The organism is Mucilaginibacter sp. P4_E8 (assembly GCF_056401495.1).
In genome coordinates this window covers 1-21,013 of record NZ_JBFUJG010000091.1, presented here as the reverse complement: position 1 = coordinate 21,013, position 21,013 = coordinate 1, and the positions used below count along the sequence as shown (strand labels likewise).

At 40.3% G+C, this 21,013-nt stretch carries 19 protein-coding genes; 4 read left to right on the top strand and 15 right to left on the bottom strand.

What is annotated here, in order from left to right; all coding sequences use genetic code 11:
* The 4 genes from AC1DRQ_RS22750 to pbpC form a co-directional block, all read right to left on the bottom strand.
* On the bottom strand, nucleotides 1–1,664 hold a 1,664-nt coding region (locus AC1DRQ_RS22750), incomplete at its 3' end, for a ribonuclease R family protein (RefSeq protein WP_477427111.1).
* A gap of 86 nt (nucleotides 1,665–1,750) precedes the next feature.
* Nucleotides 1,751–3,463: an ABC transporter ATP-binding protein gene (locus tag AC1DRQ_RS22745; RefSeq protein ID WP_477427109.1), complete on the bottom strand. Its 1,713-nt coding sequence runs from the start codon at nucleotides 3,461–3,463 to the stop codon at nucleotides 1,751–1,753.
* Nucleotides 3,463–4,173, bottom strand: coding sequence for a 3'-5' exonuclease (locus AC1DRQ_RS22740; RefSeq protein ID WP_477427107.1), 711 nt, complete (start codon nucleotides 4,171–4,173; stop codon nucleotides 3,463–3,465). The genes AC1DRQ_RS22745 and AC1DRQ_RS22740 overlap by 1 nt, the downstream gene beginning before the upstream one ends.
* A 109-nt stretch (nucleotides 4,174–4,282) precedes the next feature.
* Nucleotides 4,283–6,577: a penicillin-binding protein 1C gene (gene pbpC, locus AC1DRQ_RS22735; protein WP_477427105.1), complete on the bottom strand. Its 2,295-nt coding sequence runs from the start codon at nucleotides 6,575–6,577 to the stop codon at nucleotides 4,283–4,285.
* Nucleotides 6,578–6,761: 184 nt separating this feature from the next.
* On the opposite strand from pbpC, the gene AC1DRQ_RS22730 reads away from it, so the two are divergent.
* Nucleotides 6,762–7,487 (top strand): glycosyltransferase family 2 protein, encoded by a 726-nt coding sequence (locus tag AC1DRQ_RS22730; RefSeq protein ID WP_477427103.1) that lies wholly within the window; start codon nucleotides 6,762–6,764, stop codon nucleotides 7,485–7,487.
* Here the strand turns inward: AC1DRQ_RS22730 and AC1DRQ_RS22725 are convergent.
* The 8 genes from AC1DRQ_RS22725 to AC1DRQ_RS22690 all read right to left on the bottom strand — a co-directional run bounded on the left by AC1DRQ_RS22725 (nucleotide 7,458) and on the right by AC1DRQ_RS22690 (nucleotide 13,290).
* Nucleotides 7,458–8,231, bottom strand: coding sequence for a 4'-phosphopantetheinyl transferase family protein (locus AC1DRQ_RS22725; RefSeq protein WP_477427101.1), 774 nt, complete (start codon nucleotides 8,229–8,231; stop codon nucleotides 7,458–7,460). The genes AC1DRQ_RS22730 and AC1DRQ_RS22725 overlap by 30 nt on opposite strands.
* 600 nt (nucleotides 8,232–8,831) lie before the next feature.
* Nucleotides 8,832–9,920 (bottom strand): sugar transferase, encoded by a 1,089-nt coding sequence (locus tag AC1DRQ_RS22720; protein WP_429392083.1) that lies wholly within the window; start codon nucleotides 9,918–9,920, stop codon nucleotides 8,832–8,834.
* A complete protein-coding gene (locus AC1DRQ_RS22715; RefSeq protein WP_429392085.1) occupies nucleotides 9,901–10,287 on the bottom strand; it encodes a response regulator in 387 nt (128 codons plus the stop codon). Before AC1DRQ_RS22715 ends, AC1DRQ_RS22720 begins: the two co-directional genes overlap by 20 nt.
* Before the next feature lie 487 nt (nucleotides 10,288–10,774).
* Nucleotides 10,775–11,170 (bottom strand): VOC family protein, encoded by a 396-nt coding sequence (locus AC1DRQ_RS22710; RefSeq protein ID WP_477427098.1) that lies wholly within the window; start codon nucleotides 11,168–11,170, stop codon nucleotides 10,775–10,777.
* 62 nt (nucleotides 11,171–11,232) lie between these two features.
* Entirely contained in the window at nucleotides 11,233–11,454 is a 222-nt protein-coding gene (locus tag AC1DRQ_RS22705) for a hypothetical protein (protein ID WP_429392090.1), read from the bottom strand.
* 93 nt (nucleotides 11,455–11,547) lie between these two features.
* The gene (locus AC1DRQ_RS22700; protein ID WP_429392093.1) at nucleotides 11,548–11,925 is read right to left on the bottom strand and encodes a DoxX family membrane protein; all 378 of its coding nucleotides are present in this window, start codon (nucleotides 11,923–11,925) and stop codon (nucleotides 11,548–11,550) included.
* Nucleotides 11,926–11,983: 58 nt separating this feature from the next.
* Complete coding sequence (locus AC1DRQ_RS22695) at nucleotides 11,984–12,409, bottom strand: VOC family protein (RefSeq protein WP_477427095.1); 426 nt, start codon at nucleotides 12,407–12,409, stop codon at nucleotides 11,984–11,986.
* A 149-nt stretch (nucleotides 12,410–12,558) separates the two neighbouring features.
* Nucleotides 12,559–13,290, bottom strand: a complete 732-nt coding sequence (locus tag AC1DRQ_RS22690; protein WP_477427093.1) for an NUDIX hydrolase — start codon at nucleotides 13,288–13,290, stop codon at nucleotides 12,559–12,561.
* A gap of 146 nt (nucleotides 13,291–13,436) precedes the next feature.
* Here AC1DRQ_RS22690 and AC1DRQ_RS22685 point away from each other — a divergent pair, with 146 nt between their 5' ends.
* On the top strand, nucleotides 13,437–15,068 hold the full coding sequence (locus tag AC1DRQ_RS22685) for a carboxylesterase/lipase family protein (RefSeq protein ID WP_429392100.1): 1,632 nt from the start codon (nucleotides 13,437–13,439) through the stop codon (nucleotides 15,066–15,068).
* Nucleotides 15,069–15,164: 96 nt separating this feature from the next.
* Nucleotides 15,165–15,863 carry a uracil-DNA glycosylase family protein gene (locus AC1DRQ_RS22680; protein ID WP_477427090.1) on the top strand — a complete coding sequence of 233 codons (699 nt, stop codon included), beginning with the start codon at nucleotides 15,165–15,167 and terminating at the stop codon, nucleotides 15,861–15,863.
* A 12-nt stretch (nucleotides 15,864–15,875) separates the two neighbouring features.
* Here the strand turns inward: AC1DRQ_RS22680 and AC1DRQ_RS22675 are convergent, their stop codons facing one another.
* Nucleotides 15,876–16,205: a hypothetical protein gene (locus AC1DRQ_RS22675; protein ID WP_477427088.1), complete on the bottom strand. Its 330-nt coding sequence runs from the start codon at nucleotides 16,203–16,205 to the stop codon at nucleotides 15,876–15,878.
* Between the two features lie 176 nt (nucleotides 16,206–16,381).
* Between AC1DRQ_RS22675 and AC1DRQ_RS22670 the strand changes: the two genes are divergently transcribed.
* A complete protein-coding gene (locus AC1DRQ_RS22670) occupies nucleotides 16,382–17,059 on the top strand; it encodes an MgtC/SapB family protein (RefSeq protein ID WP_477427086.1) in 678 nt (225 codons plus the stop codon).
* 86 nt (nucleotides 17,060–17,145) lie between these two features.
* Here the strand turns inward: AC1DRQ_RS22670 and AC1DRQ_RS22665 are convergent, their stop codons facing one another.
* Nucleotides 17,146–19,371, bottom strand: coding sequence for a glycoside hydrolase family 3 N-terminal domain-containing protein (locus AC1DRQ_RS22665; RefSeq protein WP_477427085.1), 2,226 nt, complete (start codon nucleotides 19,369–19,371; stop codon nucleotides 17,146–17,148).
* Nucleotides 19,337–21,013, bottom strand: a 1,677-nt coding sequence (locus tag AC1DRQ_RS22660) for a TonB-dependent receptor domain-containing protein (protein ID WP_477427083.1), incomplete at its 5' end; no start/stop codon positions are given. The genes AC1DRQ_RS22665 and AC1DRQ_RS22660, both read right to left, overlap by 35 nt.

The window sequence follows — 21,013 nt, the reverse complement described above, 5'->3', positions numbered from 1 at the left end:
GCCAGACCGTAATGGCTGGTGGTTTTGGTGGTATAAATAGCCTTAGCCATTGAGCGGATAGCCAACTGGGTAAGTACATTTTGTTCCTTTTTGCCTTCCACATCTTCCATCAGGTAGTTTAAGGATTTGGCAGTTTCCTTGTCAGATTTGGTGTTGATCTTATAACCAAACCTTGCGGCAAACTGGGCAAAATTGGCTAATGCATCTGGTTTAGGCGAATCATGTGTACGATATACAAATGTAAATTTATGCTTGCCTTTACCCAGTTTACTCACATATTCGGATACCTTACGGTTGGCCAAAAGCATAAAATCTTCAATCAGTTTGTGCGCGTCTTTGCGTTCTTTAACGTAAACCCCAACCGGTTTACCCTGTTCATCCAGCTTAAATTTAACCTCTGTAGCTTCAAAGCTGATGGCGCCATTTTTAAATTTACGTTCGCGCAGTTTGTAGGCCAGTTCATTTAGTTTTAATATTTCATTTACAAAATCGCCTTCCTTGCTTTCAATCACTTCCTGAACTTCCTCATAGGTAAAGCGCCTGTCTGAATAGATAATGGTTTTACCATACCACTCGTTAATTATAAAGGCGTTCTCATCAAGTTCAAATACTGCCGAAAAACAAAGCTTATCTTCTTTGGGACGTAATGAACAAAGACCATTTGACAGTCGCTCTGGCAGCATAGGGATCACCCTATCCACTAAATAAACAGATGTGGCGCGTTCCAGCGCTTCTTTATCCAACGCAGAATCAGGAATGATGTAGTGCGATACATCGGCAATGTGCACACCTACTTCATAATTACCGTTTTCTAATTGTTTGAATGATAGCGCATCGTCAAAGTCCTTGGCATCAAAAGGGTCAATAGTGAAAGTTGTAATATTCCTGAAATCGCGTCTTTTGGCTATTTCTTCATTGGTAATGATGTCTGAAATTTCTTCGGCATCATGTTCAACCTCGGCCGGAAACGAAAGAGGGAAGCCATATTCAGCAAGAATGGCGTTCATTTCCGTATCGTTTTCGCCCTGGGCGCCTAATATGTGCTTAATACGACCAATTGGGTTCTTAGCTTCGGTGGGCCAGTCGGTAATTTCTGCAACTGCTTTTATCCCGTTTTTAGCCCCATTCAACTCGCTGATAGGGATAAAAATATCGTGCATCATTTTGCGGTCGTCGGGGATGAAGAAGGCGAAACGCTCTGATAGTTTTACAATACCGGTAAACTCCATTTTGGCACGCTGTAATATTTCAATTACCTCACCTTCCTTGCGTTTGCCTTTGCTTTTGGCATATACGTATACTTTAACCCTGTCGCCATTAAGGGCGTTACGTAATTTACGTGGAGCGATAAAAATATCGCTTTCAAACTCGTCATCGGTTACAATAAAGGCAGAGCCATCATTTGTCAGATCAACCTTACCTTCAATAAATGTTTTTAATTCAAGTAACTGGAATTTTCCGGGTGAAAGTTCTTTAAGGACAGATTTTTTAGCCTCATCCTTTAATATATCAAATATGATTTCGCGCGATTCCGGATCGCGAACATTTAATTTAGCAGAAACTTGTTTATAGTTTAGTGGCGTATTGCCGTTTTGTTCAAATATGTCAAGTACCATTTGAGTAAGTACCTGAACTATGGAAGAATTATTTTTCTTTTTAGACATACAAAAGTATTTGCCCAAAGATACGGAATTTCAACGTTAGGAGATTGGGGTGAAAAGTGCATAAGGCAGATCACATATGTCCCGTTTTATCCTTGCGGTATAGAAGCTATTAACCTTTTTGTATAATCCTCTTTAGGGCGATAGTAAATATCATCAGGATAACCTGTTTCCACTATTTCGCCTTTGTTCATTACCATCATGCGGTCGGATATGTGTTTGATTACTGCCAGGTCATGAGAAATGAAGATATAGGTAAGCTTAAACTCCTGCTGCAATTCGCGGATGAGGTTAAGCACCTGGGCCTGTACCGATACATCAAGTGCGGATACTGATTCATCGCAGATGATGAATTTAGGTTGAAGGGCCAATGCTCTGGCAATAACTATGCGCTGCCTTTGCCCGCCCGAAAACTCATGTGGATAACGATTAAAATGCTCAGGCAAAAGATTTACCCTTTGCAATAGCTCCAATACCCTTTGCTTACGTTTGGTATTGTTGCTGTAAAACTGGTGTACCTGCAAAGGTTCCATTAGTGATTGCCCCACAGTTAAACGTGGATTTAAAGAGGAGTACGGATCCTGAAAAATGATCTGTATATCGCGTCGTATCTCCCTGAGGTCGTTTTTTTTAAGCTTGCCCAAGTCGGTACCTTCAAAGCTTACGTTGCCAGCCGTGGGCTCTATTAAACGTAAAATGGTGCGGCCCAAAGTGGTTTTCCCGCAACCCGATTCCCCAACCAGGCCAAGTGTTTCGCCTGGATATACCTCAAAACTCACATTATTCACTGCCTTAACCACCTGTCCTGACGGGCCAAGCAAACCGGGATTAACCGGAAACCAGGTTGATAGCTGATCTATCTTTAATAATGGTATTTGTTGATATAACTCCTTTTTTCTTTCGGCTATTTCAGCCTGGGGGTAGTTATATAAAGCCCTGATGCTTTCAATAGTAGTTGATTGTGTATTTACCGTGCCATCAACATCAAAAAAATCAGCAATAACCGGGAGTTTTTTTAAATGTTGATTTGGCGAAGGTCTGCAGGCCAGTAATCCTTTGGTATAAGGATGCTGCGGATTGGTAAACAGATCAGCTACTGTGGCTTCTTCCACAATTTCGCCTTTGTACATAACCAAAACACGGTCGGCAATTTCTTTGATCACCCCCAAATCATGCGATATAAATATCAAACTTCTGCAGCGGGTGTTTTTGAGGTTGACTAAAAGCTCAATGATCGCTTTTTGAACCGTAACATCCAGCGCAGTGGTGGGTTCATCGGCTATCAGGATCTCCGGGTTACAGGAAAGTGCCATGGCGATCATTACCCTTTGTTTTTGCCCGCCGGATATTTGATGCGGGTAGCTGTCAAATATAGCTTCGGGGCGGGGGAGTTGAACTTCATTAAAAAGTTCTAAAGTTTTCTTTTTAGCTTCAGCTTTACTTACACCCAGGTGCAGTTGAATAGCCTCTGTAAGTTGAAAACCGCAAGTCAGTACAGGGTTGAGCGAGGTCATGGGCTCCTGGAAGATCATGGCCATTTGGTTGCCCCGAATGTGGCGCATATCCTGCTCAGGCAGGTTAAACAGGCTGGTATCATTTAATAAAACCTTGCCACCAATCACCGTTTGATCAGCATTCAGTAAACGCATGAGTGCCAGTGAAGTTACTGATTTACCAGAGCCCGATTCGCCAACTATACCAATGGTTTCGCCCTTTTTTAAATTGAATGATATGTTTTTTACCGCTTTAAATAAGCCGTTTCTTGTTTTAAAACTAATAGACAGATCCTTTACTTGCAGCATTATTGACCAATTATGGTAATAAATTCATCTTTTATTAAATCTTCGCCACGATACCGCCTTAGTAATTGTGCTGTAGCTACTACGTCTTTTTGACAATACGTACATATCCTGTCTAACTGGTTCTCGTTCCAGTAAACATGGCCAACCATACTGCCGTCAATATCATCTTTTGGGGTTGGTATATCAAAAATAGCGGTAAGCAGGTTGAGCGAGGTATAACTTTTATAATCACCAAATTTCCATAGTTCCATAGTGTCTAAATGTACTACCTCCCAGGGCTTTTTACCTGCAATTTGCAATTGAGGCGGAAATGGTAAACCATTGATCAATAACCGGCGACAGATATACGGAAAATCAAACTCCTTACCGTTGTGCGCGCATAAAACCAGGTTTGCTGGCTGACTAAATAGCAAAGCCGAAAATTTGGTTAGCAATTCCTTTTCATCATGCCCGGCAAATGATTTTATTCTCAGGCCGGTATCTTTCCCGCCGGTAAATATCCCAGCTGATATACAAACTATCTTGCCAAATTCGGCCCAGATGCCCGCGCTTGTGTAAAAATTTTCAGCTGTATCATCCTTGCGCTGGTTCTTTGATTTAAGTTCCCATAATTTTTGCAGATGCTCAGGCACTTGATCATGACTGCTGTACTGAGGTACAGTTTCAATATCAATCACCAGTAAATTATGCAGATCATACTGTTCAAGCATGTAGATTCAAATTTAAGAGGCAATATAATTATAGTTTTTAGTTTTGAGGGATGAGTTATGAATGAAATTGCCGTACCGTGATATTACATCAATAAAAACTCAAGACTCATCACTTATCCTTACTCAATATCTCAAAGCCAATGTTAATGGTATTGCCATTCCCATCAACCAGGGTAAGCAGGTGTTTACCAGGAGGTGGGTTTAAGGCCATTTGATGAGAATCCCTGGTTTCGCCAACGTACTGATCATCCAGGTGCCAGAATATCTTCATGCCTGGTACACGATGTGCCGCGTTGCAGATCATCCTGCCCCGGCTGCCGTCGGCCTCGAGCGGCACGTATATTTTTGCACCATCTTTAGGGTATATCACTTCCATCGCGTTACTATTCTCGGCCTGTGTACAACCATCGCGAAACGGTGGCAATACATGGTATTGGTAATTGCGGGCTTTATAATAATACTCCATAGATGGCGGCAGTACAAACCATTTTTTGTTCACCATATTATCCGGCGATTCGCAATTACCGTTTACCTGGTATTTGCCATCAGCAGATAAATGGATCAATTGGTGATAAGGGCAAACCGGGGCTTTTAAACCACTTTTAGGTACCAGCATTTCGTCAACATCATCGCAATATTGCCCGGCGCGGTAACCACTTTGGTGGCATACATTTATTTTCACCATTTCACCAACCGGCATTTCAAACCAATCGCGTGATACAGGCAGCAGCCTGAAAATTTCAAACAGGGCAGGGGCCGCCGTATTGATCCCGGTAAGACCGGGCCGGCCTTCGCCGTCGGTATTGCCTACCCACACGCCAACCACATACCGGGGAGAAATACCTATTGCCCAACCATCGCGAAAGCCAAAGCTTGTACCTGTTTTCCATGCTACCCGCTGGGTGGAACTGAATTGCTGCCATAACATCTCTTCTCCGGGCCGCATCACTTCCTCCATCGCCTGGAAGGTGTAGTAAATGGATGCAGCATCCAGCAACCCCGATTTTTCTAAGGCTGGTTTTGTTTTAGCGGGGATGCTGTAAACAGGGCTATGATAATCTGCCGGGTCATATTTACCATTATATTTATCAAAATGATTAAGCACACGGGCCATATTGGCATAAGCGCCACTTAATTCCCACAAGGTATTTTCGCCACCTCCTAATATCAACGACAAACCATAATGATCGGCAGGTTTGGTCAAAGTTGTTATACCTGCTTTTTGCAGAAAATCATAAAACCTTTCGTATTTAAACTGCTGCAGCATTTTTACTGCTGGTACATTTAACGAGCGCGACAATGCCCTTGATGCAGGCACAGCGCCATCATAACCCAGGTCGAAATTTTCGGGGTGATAACCAGCTATCAGCGTAGGTACATCGGGCAGCAGGCTATTGGGTAATATCAGACCATTGTGTAGCATGGAGGCATATAGTAACGGTTTTAATGTACTGCCGGGGCTTCGCGGGGCGTCAATCACATCAACATCGCTTTCCATTTGCGGGTCTTCACGGTGCGATATATTGCCGGCGTATGCCAGGGTAGCACCAGTTTCCACATCTAAAACAATAGCAGCAATGTTATTAATATCGTTAGCCTTTAAAACCTGGTGATGCTGTTCAAGAATATCATTTACCTGCTGCTGTAGTGCAGCATTTATACTTGTTTGGATGCGGGTATCGCCCAATGGTTTACCCCGGTGATCATTTTTAAAACGTTGCAGCAGGTGAGGGGCCAGTTGGGGTAGGGGCATAGGCCTGTCGGGCACAGGTTCTAATTCTGCCAATGCCGCGGTAGCGCTATCAATAATGCCTTGCCTGTTTAATCTGCTAAGTAATAAATTGCGCTTTTTGAGTAACAGAGCTCTGTTTCTGCCGGGATGTACTAAAGACGGGGAATTTGGCAAAACAGCCATAGCTGCCATTTCTCCCCATGATAGTTTATCAGGACTGCGGCCAAAGTAACGCCATGACGCGGCATCTAACCCAATCACATTTGTACCAAAAGGGGCATTGCTGGTATAAAGTGCCAATACCTCATTTTTATTGTAAGTGAGTTCCAGGCGCAGGGCCATAAAAATTTCCAGCAATTTATTCCAGATGGTACGTTTATGTTTGGTTGCCAACCTAATAACCTGCATGGTGATGGTACTGCCGCCACTGGTTACTTTTTTTGACAGCAAGTTTTGCCTCATAGCCCGGCTAAAGGCCAACACATCAAAACCAGGGTGATGTTCAAAACGTTTATCCTCAAACGCGATGATACATTGCTTAAACTTATCAGGCACGCTATTGTTATATGGAAAACGCCATTGACCATCCACTGCTATGGATGCACCCAATAATTGCCCTTTGTCATCGTCTATTACATAGGAGGTTGGACTTTTAAATAACGGTTTGGGCAAACAAAACCAAAATAGCAGGGTTAAACAAAACAAGAATATGAGGATTAATATTACTTTTGGTTTTTTTAAGTAAATTTTGATCCGTTTTAATATTGCTTGCATTAATATATTTTCAATAAAGATAAAATAAGCCTTATACTGCAAAAAATATGTAGTGGCTGTATAATTTGATCACAAAACAATAATGACCATACAAAAATTATCAATTATTATCCCTGCTTATAACGAAGGTAACACCATACATTTGATTTTGGATAAAATTAAATCGGTAAGCCTTACAAATGACATTCAAAAAGAGATCATTATTGTAAATGATTGTTCAAAGGATAATACCGAGTATGCTATTAACAGATACCAAGAGGCCAATCCCGAACTTAATATCCAATATTTTAAGCACGAGATAAACAAAGGTAAAGGTGCTGCGCTGCATACCGGCATATCCAAAGCTACGGGCGATTATCTGATTATACAGGATGCCGACCTTGAATATGATCCTGCCGAATATAACGACCTACTAAAGCCTGTAATTTCTGGTTTTGCCGATGTGGTGTATGGTTCCCGATTTATGGGCAGCAACCCGCACCGTATTTTGTTTTTTTGGCATACCATTGGCAACCGGTGGCTCACATTTGCTTCAAACATGTTTTCGAACCTGAATCTTACTGATATGGAAACCTGTTATAAGCTATTTGACACCAAAGTTATACAGGCTATACCTTTAACCGAAAGACGGTTTGGCTTTGAACCTGAAATTACCATTAAAATTTCAAGGGTGCCTAAGATCAGGATATATGRGGTAGGGATCTCTTATTATGGACGTACTTACGAAGAGGGTAAAAAAATAGGATGGAAGGATGGTGTAAGGGCTATTTATTGTATATTAAAGTACGGACTGTTTAAAGCACGGTAAAAAACCTTCAAAATTAACATCCCAATACCTGACCTGCTCAACTGTGATCTCGGTGGCTAAACTTGCCATATTATCTTCGTCGGGTTTAAAGCTGTTTAGCTGCCAGTTTTTGACCGATGAAAGCATGCCACTGTTTATTTCATGGCCACCGTTTAAACAGGGTATGTATTTTAGGTTATCATCCAGGCCTATTGCGGTTGCTTTGGTTATGGCTTCCTTACGTGTCCAAAGCAAATAAAAGCTGTTAATAGAATCCTGGTGCGCAATATAGTTTATCTCATCCCTGCTAAAATTGTCGGCCAGTATTTCCTTGTAGCTAAATAATGGATCCATTTCTTCTGTATCCACACCAACTTCGGTGTTTGCTATGGCTATCAAAACCCAGTCGCCGGAGTGGGATACATTATACTTTACTTTTTGATCGTATATAAATGGTTTTTTATTTGCGCTTATAACAAATTTAATAGCCGAAGCTGACCGATTAGTATACTTGCTAAGTAAACATCTTAACGCACCCCGACTCACCACAAACCTGAGCCGGTCTTTTTTTTGCACGTATCGATTGGCCCTCATGATTTCATCAGGCAGCAATACTTTAAAAAAGTCATCAATAAATGTCAGATTTGAACTGATCTTAATTCGCCAAACATCAACCTGATCGTCATTTAATTTATAATCACAATCCGTTCCACTTTGCCATTTAACATCATCCTGAAACTTAATTTGAACATTAATTAAATCCATTTGCGTTGCCATTTTTAGGAAGCTTCGTTTAAACAGTTTTGTAGTATGCTTGCAAATATTTTCATCATGGGCTTTAAAAGGAATTATAGTTCAATATAGCATTTTTTATATTGTTTAATATTAAATTATATAGACAACAAATAATAATTTAATTAATATTAACTATTACTCCCGTTAAGCCTTTTCTAAATCATACTTTCACTTCCTGCCAAATAGCAGCTACCGGCTTTTCGTTATCAGTAAGGGGGGCAAAACCTCTCCGCTGGGTTGTGTATGGCTACAATTGTAATCAGATTTGGGTAATGCGGCACAATCAATTAATTTTTCTGTTGAGAGTGATCAGGAGGTTTCCATGATCACCCAGTTATCAGGTACCCATATATTCAGATCGTACAGGAAGAAGGCCATGTTCCAGGTATCAAACTGAACCTTTGAAAATGTTAGGGATAACAATGTTAATGGAATTTTTCTTTACAGTAGCTATCAGTGCTTCGAGATAGGGTATGAAATATCTTTAAAAGATTCTGTGCGAACGAATGATTGGTAAAGACAGTAAAAACCAATAAGAAGCAGATTTTTTTTAATACTCTTATTCATTGGTTATACTTTTTCTTTTTGGAATAGTGCGGGTATGGTGCCCATAATAATTTTAAAATCTAACCAAATAGAATACTTTTGGGCATAGAAATTATCTAATTTTTTTCGCTCGCGTTCAGACATGTCTTCTTTTCCCCGTTTACTGATCTGCCACAAACCGGTTAAGCCTGCAGGACCCAGAAAGCGCATTGACCACTCATTTGAGGTTAACATTTCGGCCTCATAAACAGGCAGGGGTCTGTTGCCAACTACAGACATATCACCAACAAGGATATTAAATAACTGAGGTAATTCGTCAAGACTGGAGTTGCGTAAAAACTGTCCCAGTTTTGTAACACGCGGATCGTTCTTGATCTTCACAAATGCAGCTTTATTACCGCCATCTTCTGTTGCATATTGGTTGTTTCCTGTTGATAGTTGGGCCAGCAACTGATCGGCATCGGTACGCATTGATCTGAATTTATAAAAATCAAACACTTTGTAACCGGTACCTACGCGTTTGCTTTTATAAAATGCGGGCCCTTTTGAATCTAACTTTACCAATATGGCAATGAGCAAAAACAAAGGCGATAAGATAAACAACATGCTGCCCGATATAGCCAGGTCAATTATACGTTTACCAAGTGGCATTTTATAAGTAGTATCTACTTCTTTTGAAAGCTCGAGTAGTCTTGGTTTTATTAACTTAAAGGTAACAAGAAAATTAAGGCGCTCACGTAAATTGTCAATTAAAAAAGGTACACTGTAAAAATCATGTACTTTAAGCTGCATGGCTTTTTGTTTGAGCTCTTTATCATTTTTTGATGATAAAAGCACTATAATTGACCCATTGAGCAGAAAACTCTTTTTAAGCTCCTGAACTAAGTTGAAACATTTTCCTTCCGCGTCTATCTCCATCAGAATGATATCGGGTACTGATAAAATCGACTGATTGCCCAGATACTCCTCCAACTGAACTATAGAATCGTTATAAATTATTTTAAAATTCTCATTAAGACCTGTTAATATTAACTCTTTTAATTCCAAGCCTGCATAAGCAATTCTGACATGAGAACCTGAATTTTTGTTCCAATCAGCTGTTTGTTGATTCATACACTTGTAAAAGTTGATTAATGGCCAATTTTAGTTCGGTTGGTTTGAATGGCTTATGCATATAAGCGTCAACTTTAAATGACATTTTGCTCACCTGTTCATCCAAGTCATGCGCTGCAGAAAGTAATATAACTGGAATATCACGATAAAAACCGCTGATCTTAACGTTTTTTATAAATGATTGCCCATCAAAATAAGGCATTTGCAGATCTGATATTATCAATTCGGGCATATTTCCATCTTCAAGCCAGCCGAATGCATCAATGCCATTGTTTTTAACAACCACATCATAATCTTTCGACAGGATAAAGTTGAGTAATTTCAATATGCTTAAATCGTCATCAACAATTAGTAGGTTTTTTTTCATTTTTTTAGGGGAATAATAGTTGAATTAATAATAAAGCAGAAAACATTTGTTCATTACAAAAAAAATTAAAGAGATGGATTTTAAACTCAATTTTTTTAAAAAATAGGGTGCTTTAAAGATCAAGACAAAAATTTGATAGGTGTACGTTAAAACAACGTCAGGGGTTTGTTTTTTTAGAAGTTATTTATAAAATAATTACCCCACCGTCCATTTTAGCTTCCGTAAGCTATTACTAAATCAAAAGTACCCGAAAATGTTGATCGTCGCGATAATTTTAATTAATAACACAGCTGTATTGGAGCGTAAAGCGTAGCACATAGGCTTGCTCATATTATAGATTAAATATGCCACCTGGTTAGAAATATTTAACGATATAAATTAACTAAAAATTGGCGTTACAAATAAGCCTTAATTATGCATATAATTAAGGGTATGGATGATCATTCTGGCCTTATGGTTGATAAAGGATTTTAGTTGTTCCGGGTTATTAATCAGCTTGCTGAATAATTGATAAGATATTACCCGCAGGGTCATTAAACCAGGCTATAGTAGGGCCATTATCACCACCTTTCAGAATCCCCTTTTCATCGGTTTTAAAGTTTTCATCATTATAGACGATAAATTTTACACCTCGCCGGGTTAATTCATCAACAGTTTCCTCAACATTTTTTACCGGGAAATTAAGTATAGTAAAGGTGGCAGGCACATGGTTAGGTTTGGGATATATTAAAACAATGTTGTTTTCGTTGATCTCCAGGTTCAACAACTCGGGCATTTTCTTATCATCATAAATTTTTAGCCCAAGTGTTTTACCATAAAACTCTTTAGCCACGGTTAAGTCGTTTACCGAAAAACTGCTAAATGCTTTGTTTGCTTCTAACATAATATTAGTTTTTATTAATTATCAATTAATGAAATTGATTTTTGTTTGCATATAACCGAATATCAATCAGGCAGTACTTCGGCATTACATCCAAAATCCTTTAAAAACAAGATCAGTGCTCCTGAACTTATTGAACCCTGAATACATTGAACACGCAGTATTTTATCACAATCGTCCAGATCAAAATTTGCTTTATACATAGTAAAGGTTTTATGTATCTGATTTACCAGTTTGTTGGCATACCTGCGGGTACAAACATTGGTTTTAAATACTTCTACCGTCATTTTAGCTTATTTAGTATGCTATTTATCTGGTTAATAGAACCATGTTTTATACATGGTTCTATTTTTTTGTTTTTACTCTTATACAGTTTACTATTATTTTGCAACAAACAGCGTTGCGTAATTTTGGCGTTTTGTATAAGCGAGGAACAGAACACCAATAAGCAATGGTATAACTGTTACTAATCCCTCTGGTGCAAGGAAAGCATGAAAAAATACAATGTTGATCATGATTGGAAATAACACGACCAAAGCAAGTGTAACAAACCTGCCTGTAATAAGCGCTATAGAACATATTAGCTCAGTTATTTTAATCAATGGTATCAGGTAAATTGATGCGGCCATACCATCGTTAAATATTTTAACACTCCCTTGGGCTTCAGGTATTGGCCCTAATTTAAAAAGTACGTATGCCGACGAGAACAGGAACATCAGGCCTACCAGTATACGAACAATAATTGCTGCGATTTTCATGATTTAAGGATTTAAATTTTAATTGTTTATAATATTTAGGTTACGAATGTCGATTTTATTATTGATCAGCAGGACAGTCTGCCATCCACTGAATACCAAACTGATCTGTCAGCTGGCCGAAGTAACTACCCCAGGGGGCCTTGTCAAACGGATAAACTATTTTGCCGTCGGCAGCAAGCGCAGTGAATAATTTTCTTGTTTCCTCTACGTTTTCACCATTAATGCACACGTAATAATTGTTACCCTGAACCAATGCTTTGCCCATTTCGCCTGTGGCGTCTGTAGCCATCAACATATTCCCTTTTCCAATTGGAAAAGCAATATGCATTATTTTGTCCTTGTCAGCCTCGGGTGTACGGTCGGCTTCGAAAGTATCTTTAAAGCGCATTATCGTTAAAAACTCTCCTCCAAAAACTGATCTGTAAAAGTTAAATGCTTCCTCAGTGTTTCCTGCAAAGTTCAGATAAGTGTTGATCGTTATCATTTTAGTTTTATTTATGTGTTTTAATTGATTTAATGCTTGTTACGGATACATTAAAGATCCCTGTTTATTTATAAACCAAATTTACGCTCATAAAACAGGATACGAAAGGGGGGAATACGACACTTTTAGGGGTGAATTATGACAATGTACTATCTTTCAGCAACAAACCGGTAAAGGTAGGGAGCCTTGTGAGCTCCGCCTGTCCATTTTTTGGCAACTCTTTCCAATATTCCCATACTGAGCATTTTACGTTGAAAAGCTGCGCGGATAAGTTTTTTATTTAAAATGGTTTCATACAGGCATTGCAGATCGCCCATTGTAAAGTTTTCAGGTAACAGGTTAAACCCGATCAATTTCTGATCAAGGCTTGCCTGCAATGTTTGTAAAGCTTTATTCACTATTTGCCGGTGGTCCTGCATTAATGTAGGCAGGCTATCCAAACTAAACCAGTCACAGCTGTCTGATATGCTATCGGGTGTAGGTATTGCTTTTGTAAAATCAACAAGTGCATAGTACCCAATGGATACAAAGCGCTTTAGTAACCAGTGGTCATTACCGGGTATAAAACCACGGGCTGTCATGATGGTTTTAAGGGGGGCAGTATCGTGCCTGCTTTTATCTCCAAATACATAAAACTGCTCCAGGAAAATATTAGTTAAACCGGTACGGCTAAATAAAACCCTGCGGGCGGCTTCGTTTACATCTTCATCTTGATGGATAAACCCTCCGGGCAAGGCAAACAGGCCGGTGTTTTTATAGGTGAGTAATAATACTTTTAAATGAGTGTCATGAAAGCCGAAAATAACCGTGTCAATGGCTAAACCCGGTAAAAAACCTTCGCCGGTAACGTTCATCTCTTGCTTTATAAATTCATCACTCATTTTTATTGTAAAATTTTAAGAGCAAATAACAAAAAAATTGATGTTTTATTAAATTTAATTTATTATTGTAACAAAATGATACAATAGAAAGCTAAAACTCTTAAATTGATCATTTACACCAGTTTAAAATAATAAACCAAACCCATATGAAGAAAACGTTATTAGTAGTATTACTGCTTGTACAAATTACCGCGGTAAGAGTATTTAGCCAAACAATTAATCAGGTAACCGTTGAAAACGGGACGCTGGAAGGAGTAAAAGATGCCGGTTCATCAATCACTATTTTTAAAGGGATCCCGTATGCCCAGCCACCTGTTGGTGATTTACGATGGAAAGAACCACAACCTGCAAAAAACTGGCAGGGTGTACTTAAAGCCGACCATTTTGGACAAAACGGAATGCAGAAACCAATATTTGGCGATATGGGCTTCCGCTCAGCAGGTATGAGCGAAGACTGTTTATACCTGAATGTTTGGACACCAGCCAAAACCGGGAAAGAAAAACTACCTGTGCTGGTTTATTTTTACGGCGGCGGACTTGCAGCCGGCGATGGCTCGGAGCCACGTTACGATGGCGAAAGCATGGCTAAAAAGGGTATTGTTGCGCTTACCGTAAACTACAGGCTGGGTGTATTTGGTTTTTTTGCTCATCCGGAGTTAACTAAGGAATCACCCAATCATTCATCAGGTAACTATGGATACCTTGATCAGCACGCTGCTTTATTATGGGTTCAAAAAAACATCGCGGCTTTTGGCGGCGATCCTAAAAGAGTAACTATCGCGGGCGAATCGGCCGGATCAATTTCTGTATCGGTGCAAATGGCATCGCCCTTGTCAAAAGATCTGATAGCCGGTGCCATTGGCGAAAGCGGTGCAGGTATAAAACCAACGCTGTTTCCTATACCATTGGCTGATGGCGAAAAGAATGGAGTTGCCTTTGCAGCTCACATGAATGCAAATTCATTAGCGGCATTAAGGGCTCTTCCGGCTGCACAATTGCTTGATTCTGTTTTCAGAGCGGGGGCGGTACAAACATCAGCTACTATTGATGGATATTTACTCCCCAAATCATTGCCTGCCATTTTTGAAGCCGGTGAGCAGGCTCACGTGCCGATCCTGGTAGGATGGAACTCGGCCGAAGTACCATATCAGTTTTTAATGCGGGGTGATGCACCAACACTTGAAAATTATAAAAAGACTTTATCACAGCTTTATGGCGACCGTGCGGAAGAAGCTTTAAAACTTTATCCTGCTTCAACAGATGAAGAAGTGATTAAAGTGGCGACAGCTTTGTCAAGTGACCGATTTATAGTTTACAGCACCTGGAAATGGGCCGATCTGCAGATACAAACAGGGGGTAAACCGGTGTACCGTTATGAATTTTCGCGCATACGCCCGGCTATGGTAGCCCAAATGGGCAATGCAACGCCAGGCCTTGCCGGTGGTGTGGTGAAGGGTGATGCTGCAAAACCTGCTCCTCCTAAAATCCCGGCTGTTGGAGCTGCACACGCTTCAGAAATTGAGTATGCTATGGGCAACCTGGCCAGCAATAAAGTTTATGCCTGGACGCCCGATGACTATAAAGTATCCTCAACTATGGAAAACTACTTTGCCAACTTTATTAAAACCGGTAATCCTAATGGCAATGGTTTGCCAAAGTGGGAAGCAAATACCAGTAACAATAGCGTTAAGTTTATGAATATTGATGTTAAAAGCGAACTTAAAACTGAAGTTAACCGCGCCCGGTACCTGTTCCTGGACAAAGAGTATATGAAGTAATATTTAATTGGTTTAATAATTGATTCCTGGTTACCGCGAGGGTGACCGGGATTTTATTTTTTGTATCGGTTCTTTTTGAATATGTTAGTGCCCGATATGAGCACATTTGCAGATAGGATAATTGCCTTTAACCAGCAACTTGATTTTACCGGGACATTGCCCTTAGGTATCAGTATCATGAACCCCTTTAAGGAGAATGGGCCGGCTCTTGCTGTTTCTTCTCAATTTTACAGAAAGTATTATAGTGACGATCATCCCCGGCATTTAATATTTGGCATCAATCCGGGTAGGTTTGGTTCAGGTATGACCGGTGTTTCGTTTACCGATCCTAAAAGAATGATAAACCAGTGCCAGATACCTTATCCGGGGCCAATGGCTCATGAGCCCTCTTCAGAATATGTTTATGAAATGATTCAGGCGTTTGGTGAGATCACTGAATTTTATGAGCAATTTTATATTCATTCTGTTTGTCCGCTGGGTTTTACTATAACCGGCAGTAATGGGAAAGAAGTGAACTATAATTATTACGATAAGCCGGAATTACAAAAGGCGGTATATCCCTTTATCATCGAAAATATACAAAAGCAAATTGACCTTGGGTTTGAAACTGATATTTGTTTTTGCTTTGGAACAGGTAAAAATGAAACTTTTTTGCGCAAGCTGAATGCTGACCAGAAATTCTTTAAACAGATCATCGCGCTGGAACATCCGCGCTATATTATGCAGTACAAATCAAAAACAAAACAGGATTATATTGCCAAATATCTTCGGGAGTTTAGTAAGGCGCTTTTGTAATAAGGCCGGGATCTATTTTGTGCTGATGTCGCGCTTATGATCATCAAACTCTTTACCGGTAGCCTGGTAGTTCCTGATAAATTCAGCTAATTGCTTAAGTTCAAAATCTGTAAGTTCATCACCGCCAGAATACTGATATCCAATATCTGTACCATCTAAAAGCAGGGCACCCAGATAGCCTTTATCAAAAGTTTTTGGGCTGTCAATATCACGATATAATTTATAGGTGCCAGCATTTGTGGCGTTTCCTTTTTCTGTATTGGCATAAGCCGGATCAATGGCTATATTCATATGTGTGCCATCCTGCTTGTGTATTCCAATTGTAACCCCGCTGGTGATCATGGTATGTTATTTAAATTTTAATAATAGACAACGGCTGTGTGAATTTGTTTGGTTTATGGGTCTTAATCTATTTATCCCCGAATATTGTTTGGGGTTTGTTATAACTTTATGTTACCTTAAATTAATTGGCGTTATGCCTGTTAGGTATATATTGGATTAATTAAACTGAACCTATAATGATAAGTACTTATGATATGCTTCTGCGGTTGTTTGTAGCCGCGTTGTTAGGTAGTATAATAGGGTGGGAGCGCGAACGGAGGCATTGGACCGCCGGTTTAAGAACCCACATGATGGTTTCCCTCGGCTCGGCCCTTATTATGCTGGTTTCTGTTTATGGGTTTCAGGATGTGGTGGGTAAGCCAGGTATTTCGCTTGACCCTTCGAGGATGGCAGCACAGGTGGTAAGTGGAATAGGTTTTCTGGGTGCAGGTACCATATTTTTTCTGCGTAACGAAATTGTAAAAGGACTTACCACGGCCGCGGGTCTCTGGACCGTAGCAGCCATAGGGTTGGCTGTTGGTGGGGGTTTATATATTGAAGCTGTTAGTACTACATTTATAGCGTTAATGATTCTTTCTGTATTTAAGCTGTTTGAAAACAGGTTTTTTAATAAAAACAAATACCGGAACATAAGGATGCTGCTTTCGCAAAAACAGGTTGATTTTGAAGCTATTGAGCGGGTGCTGAAAACAAATAATATCCCGTTTAAGGAAATCAGCTTAACCGCTGGTGATGGCAACGACGAAATCAGGATCACCATTCAAAAACAATTTACCCAGCAGGAAACCGTAATGACAGTGATAGCAGAACTTAAAAAGATCAGTGGGGTGCAGGGAGTAGACTTTTTAATATGAGTAATATTCGTTTAAAAAAAATGTGCAATGTGTTTTAATACATTGCGCATTTTTAAAGTTAAAAGCCTGATAACTTGAATCGGCTATTATTTAGCTATATTAAAATTAACACTTGCCTTTTCATCTGCCGAATTGCTGCCAAGCACCAACTTATACTGGCCCGGATAAATTTTCCATTTATGGGTTGCCATATCCCATTTTTGCAAGTCCTGAACGGGGATCTTAAGCGTAACTGTTTCATCTTTACCCATTGCTACACTTACATGTTTAAAGCTCTTTAGTTCTTTAATAGGCATCCTGTCTAATTTGGGATACTCGATATAAACCTGCACTACCTCGTCACCATTCATTTTACCGGTGTTTTTTACATTAACAGCAACGGTTACGGTATCTGATTTTTTGTAGGAGCTTTTTGGTTTGCTATCAAGCGTGTAAGCAAATGAAGTATAGCTTAAACCAAAACCAAACGGATATTGAACCGGGCCGTCATAATAACGGTAGGTACGGCCTTTCATGCTATAATCCTGGTAAGCCGGAAGGTTGCTCATATCTTTGTAAAAAGTAAGCGGTAAATGGCCCGATGGGGAAACATCACCAAATACAATGTCGGCTAATGCATTACCACCCTGTTCGCCAGGATACCAGGCAAATATAATAGCATCGGCATAGGGTTCAATGGCTGATACATCAACATCACTGCCTGCAGTTATAACCGCTATAATTGGTTTGGTTTTAACGCTCTTGCGTAAGGCTTTCATAAATGCTATTTCACTGGCCGGCAGGCTCAGGTTCTTTTTGTCGCCACCACTTTCTGATAAAAAGGCATCGCCTGCTTCGCCTTCCAATACCGGCGAAAGACCAATTACTGCTATAGTTAGCTCAGCGTTACCTGCAGCCCAGGTGCCACCAAAATGTGTGGTATCACGGTAATCGCAGCCCAGGTCATACTCAACCCGTGTAGATTTGCTAACAGCGCCCGTAATACCCTCCACAAAGTTAACCACCTTGCTACTGGTACCATGGTAATTAGCTATCATGGCATCAAGCGAGGCCGCGTTGGGCCCAACCACCATAATGCTTGATACATTCGCTTTATTCAATGGTAGAATGTTTTTATCATTTTTAAGCAGTACCATACTTTGTTGGGCCACTTTACGCGCCAGGGCCAGGTGTTGTGTATTATGAATGCTATCAGCGCCATAGTTATGATAAGGGTTAAGGGTTGAGTCATCATAAAAACCCAGTTTAAATTCGGTGCGTAAAATAGCGCTCAAGGCCTGGTCCACATCTTTTTCTGTAAGCAGTTTTTGCTGTATCGCTTTTAAACCGTCGTTTTGTAAAATAGATGAACAATCAAGGTTAACACCGGCTTTTAAGGCTGCTGCTGCTACCTCAACCGCATTAGGCAAGGTTTTATGGGTAAGATAAACATCATCAAGCGCGCCGCAATCAGTAACCACATGGCCTTTAAAGCCCCATTCTTTTCTTAAAATATCAGTTAACAACATTTTATTAATGGAGTTAGGTACGCCGTTTACCCTGTTGTATGCGCTCATTACCGATTCAACCCCCGCACCAAMCAGTTCATGAAAGGCGTATAAGTAGGTTTCGCGCAGATCCTTTTCGTCAACTTTAGCGTCAAAACGATCACGGTCTGCCTCTGGGCCGCTATGTACAGCGAAGTGTTTTGCAGTGGCCGAAGCTTTTAGATAACGCGGATCATCTCCCTGTAACCCTTTAACAAATGCCGAACCCATACGGCCGGTTAAAAAGGGATCTTCACCATAGGTTTCCTGTCCGCGTCCCCAGCGTGGATCACGGAAAATATTGATATTAGGCGTCCAGAAGGTGAGGCCCATGTATTGCAAATGCCTGTCTTGCGCAATGGCCAGGTTATATTTGGCTCGGGCTTCTGTTGATATTGCAGTAGATACTTGTTTTAAAAGATCATCATTAAATGTGGCCGACATACCAATGGCCTGCGGGAATATGGTAGCTTCGCCAGCACGGGCTACGCCGTGTAAAGCCTCGTTCCACCAATTATAAGCAGGGATGCCTAAACGCGGTACGGCCTGACTTCTATAGCCTAAAAGTGATATTTTTTCTTCGAGCGTAAGCTTTGATAAAAGATCCTTTACTCTAATTTCAATCGATTGCGAGGCATCTTTGTAAAAAGGGGTTTGCTGGGCTTTTGTAGCAGCACTAATGAATAGCATAGCAAGGATGGCTATGGAGAGCCTGCTGATGTTTTTTATGGTTGTGGCCATTTTTTTGTTGTTACTTTTTGAGTTTAAAATTAATATTAATTCCATAAGTATGTGTAGGGGGTAAGCTTGCACCTTCAATTCCGGCATATTTGATATCCGGAGAAAACCCTGATTCGGGGTCGATATTGTCTGAATGTTTCATAATTGTCCAAAGATTACGACCGACTAAAGATACTGTTATACCTTCAAAAGGAGAACCGGTTAAAAAACCTTTTGAAAAAGTATAGCCAAATGTAACCTGTCTTAATTTTATAAAGCTGCCATCAAGAACATTTAATGCCGAAATATTTTGCGCCAATCCCTGGTAATACGTTTGGGCCGGTACAACTACCGTGTTTTTTTCGCCGGTTATGGTCACACCATCACCAATAACCCCATTTTCGCGGCCTGCAAGGGTTAGCTTATTTAAGCCACGATAAATACTGTAATAATTAGTAGCCGATAGTATTTTGTTCCCATACCTGTAATCGATCAGGAACGAAAGGCTGATTTTCTTAAAGCTAAAATTATTAGTTAGCCCGCCATAAATTTTAGGGACCGCGCTACCCATTGGTATACGGGGCCCGGCTATGGGCAAACCGGCGGTATCAAAAATTATCTGTCCGCTGGCATTACGCAGGTAATCATTTGCCATTATTTGAGGCCCGGACATACCTTTAACCAAAGCTGTAGCGGCATTAAGGGGCCTATAAGTACCAAAACTTATATTGGGCGAAGCTGCTGTACCATCGGTTTGAAGTATCTTATTTTGTACAAAAGTAAAATTAAAGGAGGGCGACCATGTAAAATCAGGCGTTTTAACAGGTGTCCCGTTTAATTCTACTTCGATGCCCTGGTTTTGAGTTGAGCCGGTAGCAATATAACGCCTTGCATAGCCCGAAGAAACATCAAGATCACTTTTTATGATCTCGTTTTTTGTTTTACGATAAAAATAAGCCACATCAAAGCCTAACCGTCCGTTCAAAAATTTAAGATCGGTGCCTACCTCTGTTTCGGTTAGCGTATAAGGTTTTAAGAAGAAGTTAGGCAGGCTGTCTGAAAAGCCCGCAGCAGATACACCGTTAATAGAATTATTAATGGTGTAATATTGCGATGTAATGTAAACATCAGATGGTTCACCGCTTGTTTGCGCATATGATACCCTTAGTTTTCCCTGGTCAAGGCCGGGGATATGTACAAGTTCTGAAAACAACATACTGGCCGATACCGAAGGCGTAAATATGCCCCGGTTTGAAGCCGGTAAGGTGGAATAGGCATCATACCTGCCGGTGGTATTTAATGTTAAATAGTTTTTAATCGAAAAATCTGCCGTGTAATAGGCCGAGTGTGTTTCGCTGCTTTTATAATTATAAATACTGCTTTTGGTACTTACATTACTAATATCGTAAAAGTAGGGGATAATAAACGGGCTACCGCTAAGCCTGGTATATTCATAGCTGTTTTTACGGATGTTGGCGCCACCTGATATATCAAAACTGAGCAAATTTTTAATAATATCGTGTTTTGCGCCAATCAATACATCCATATTTAGTTCAGACCGCTTGGTGTTTGATTGTTCATCAATTCCTCCTGCACCTCCGGGCGAATAGGCTGTACCTGTGGGGGTTATCGTTAGCCTGTTATCATACAAAATATCATTCCCAAGTCTGGCCTGGGCGTATAACCAGCTGGTAAAATTGTATTTTGC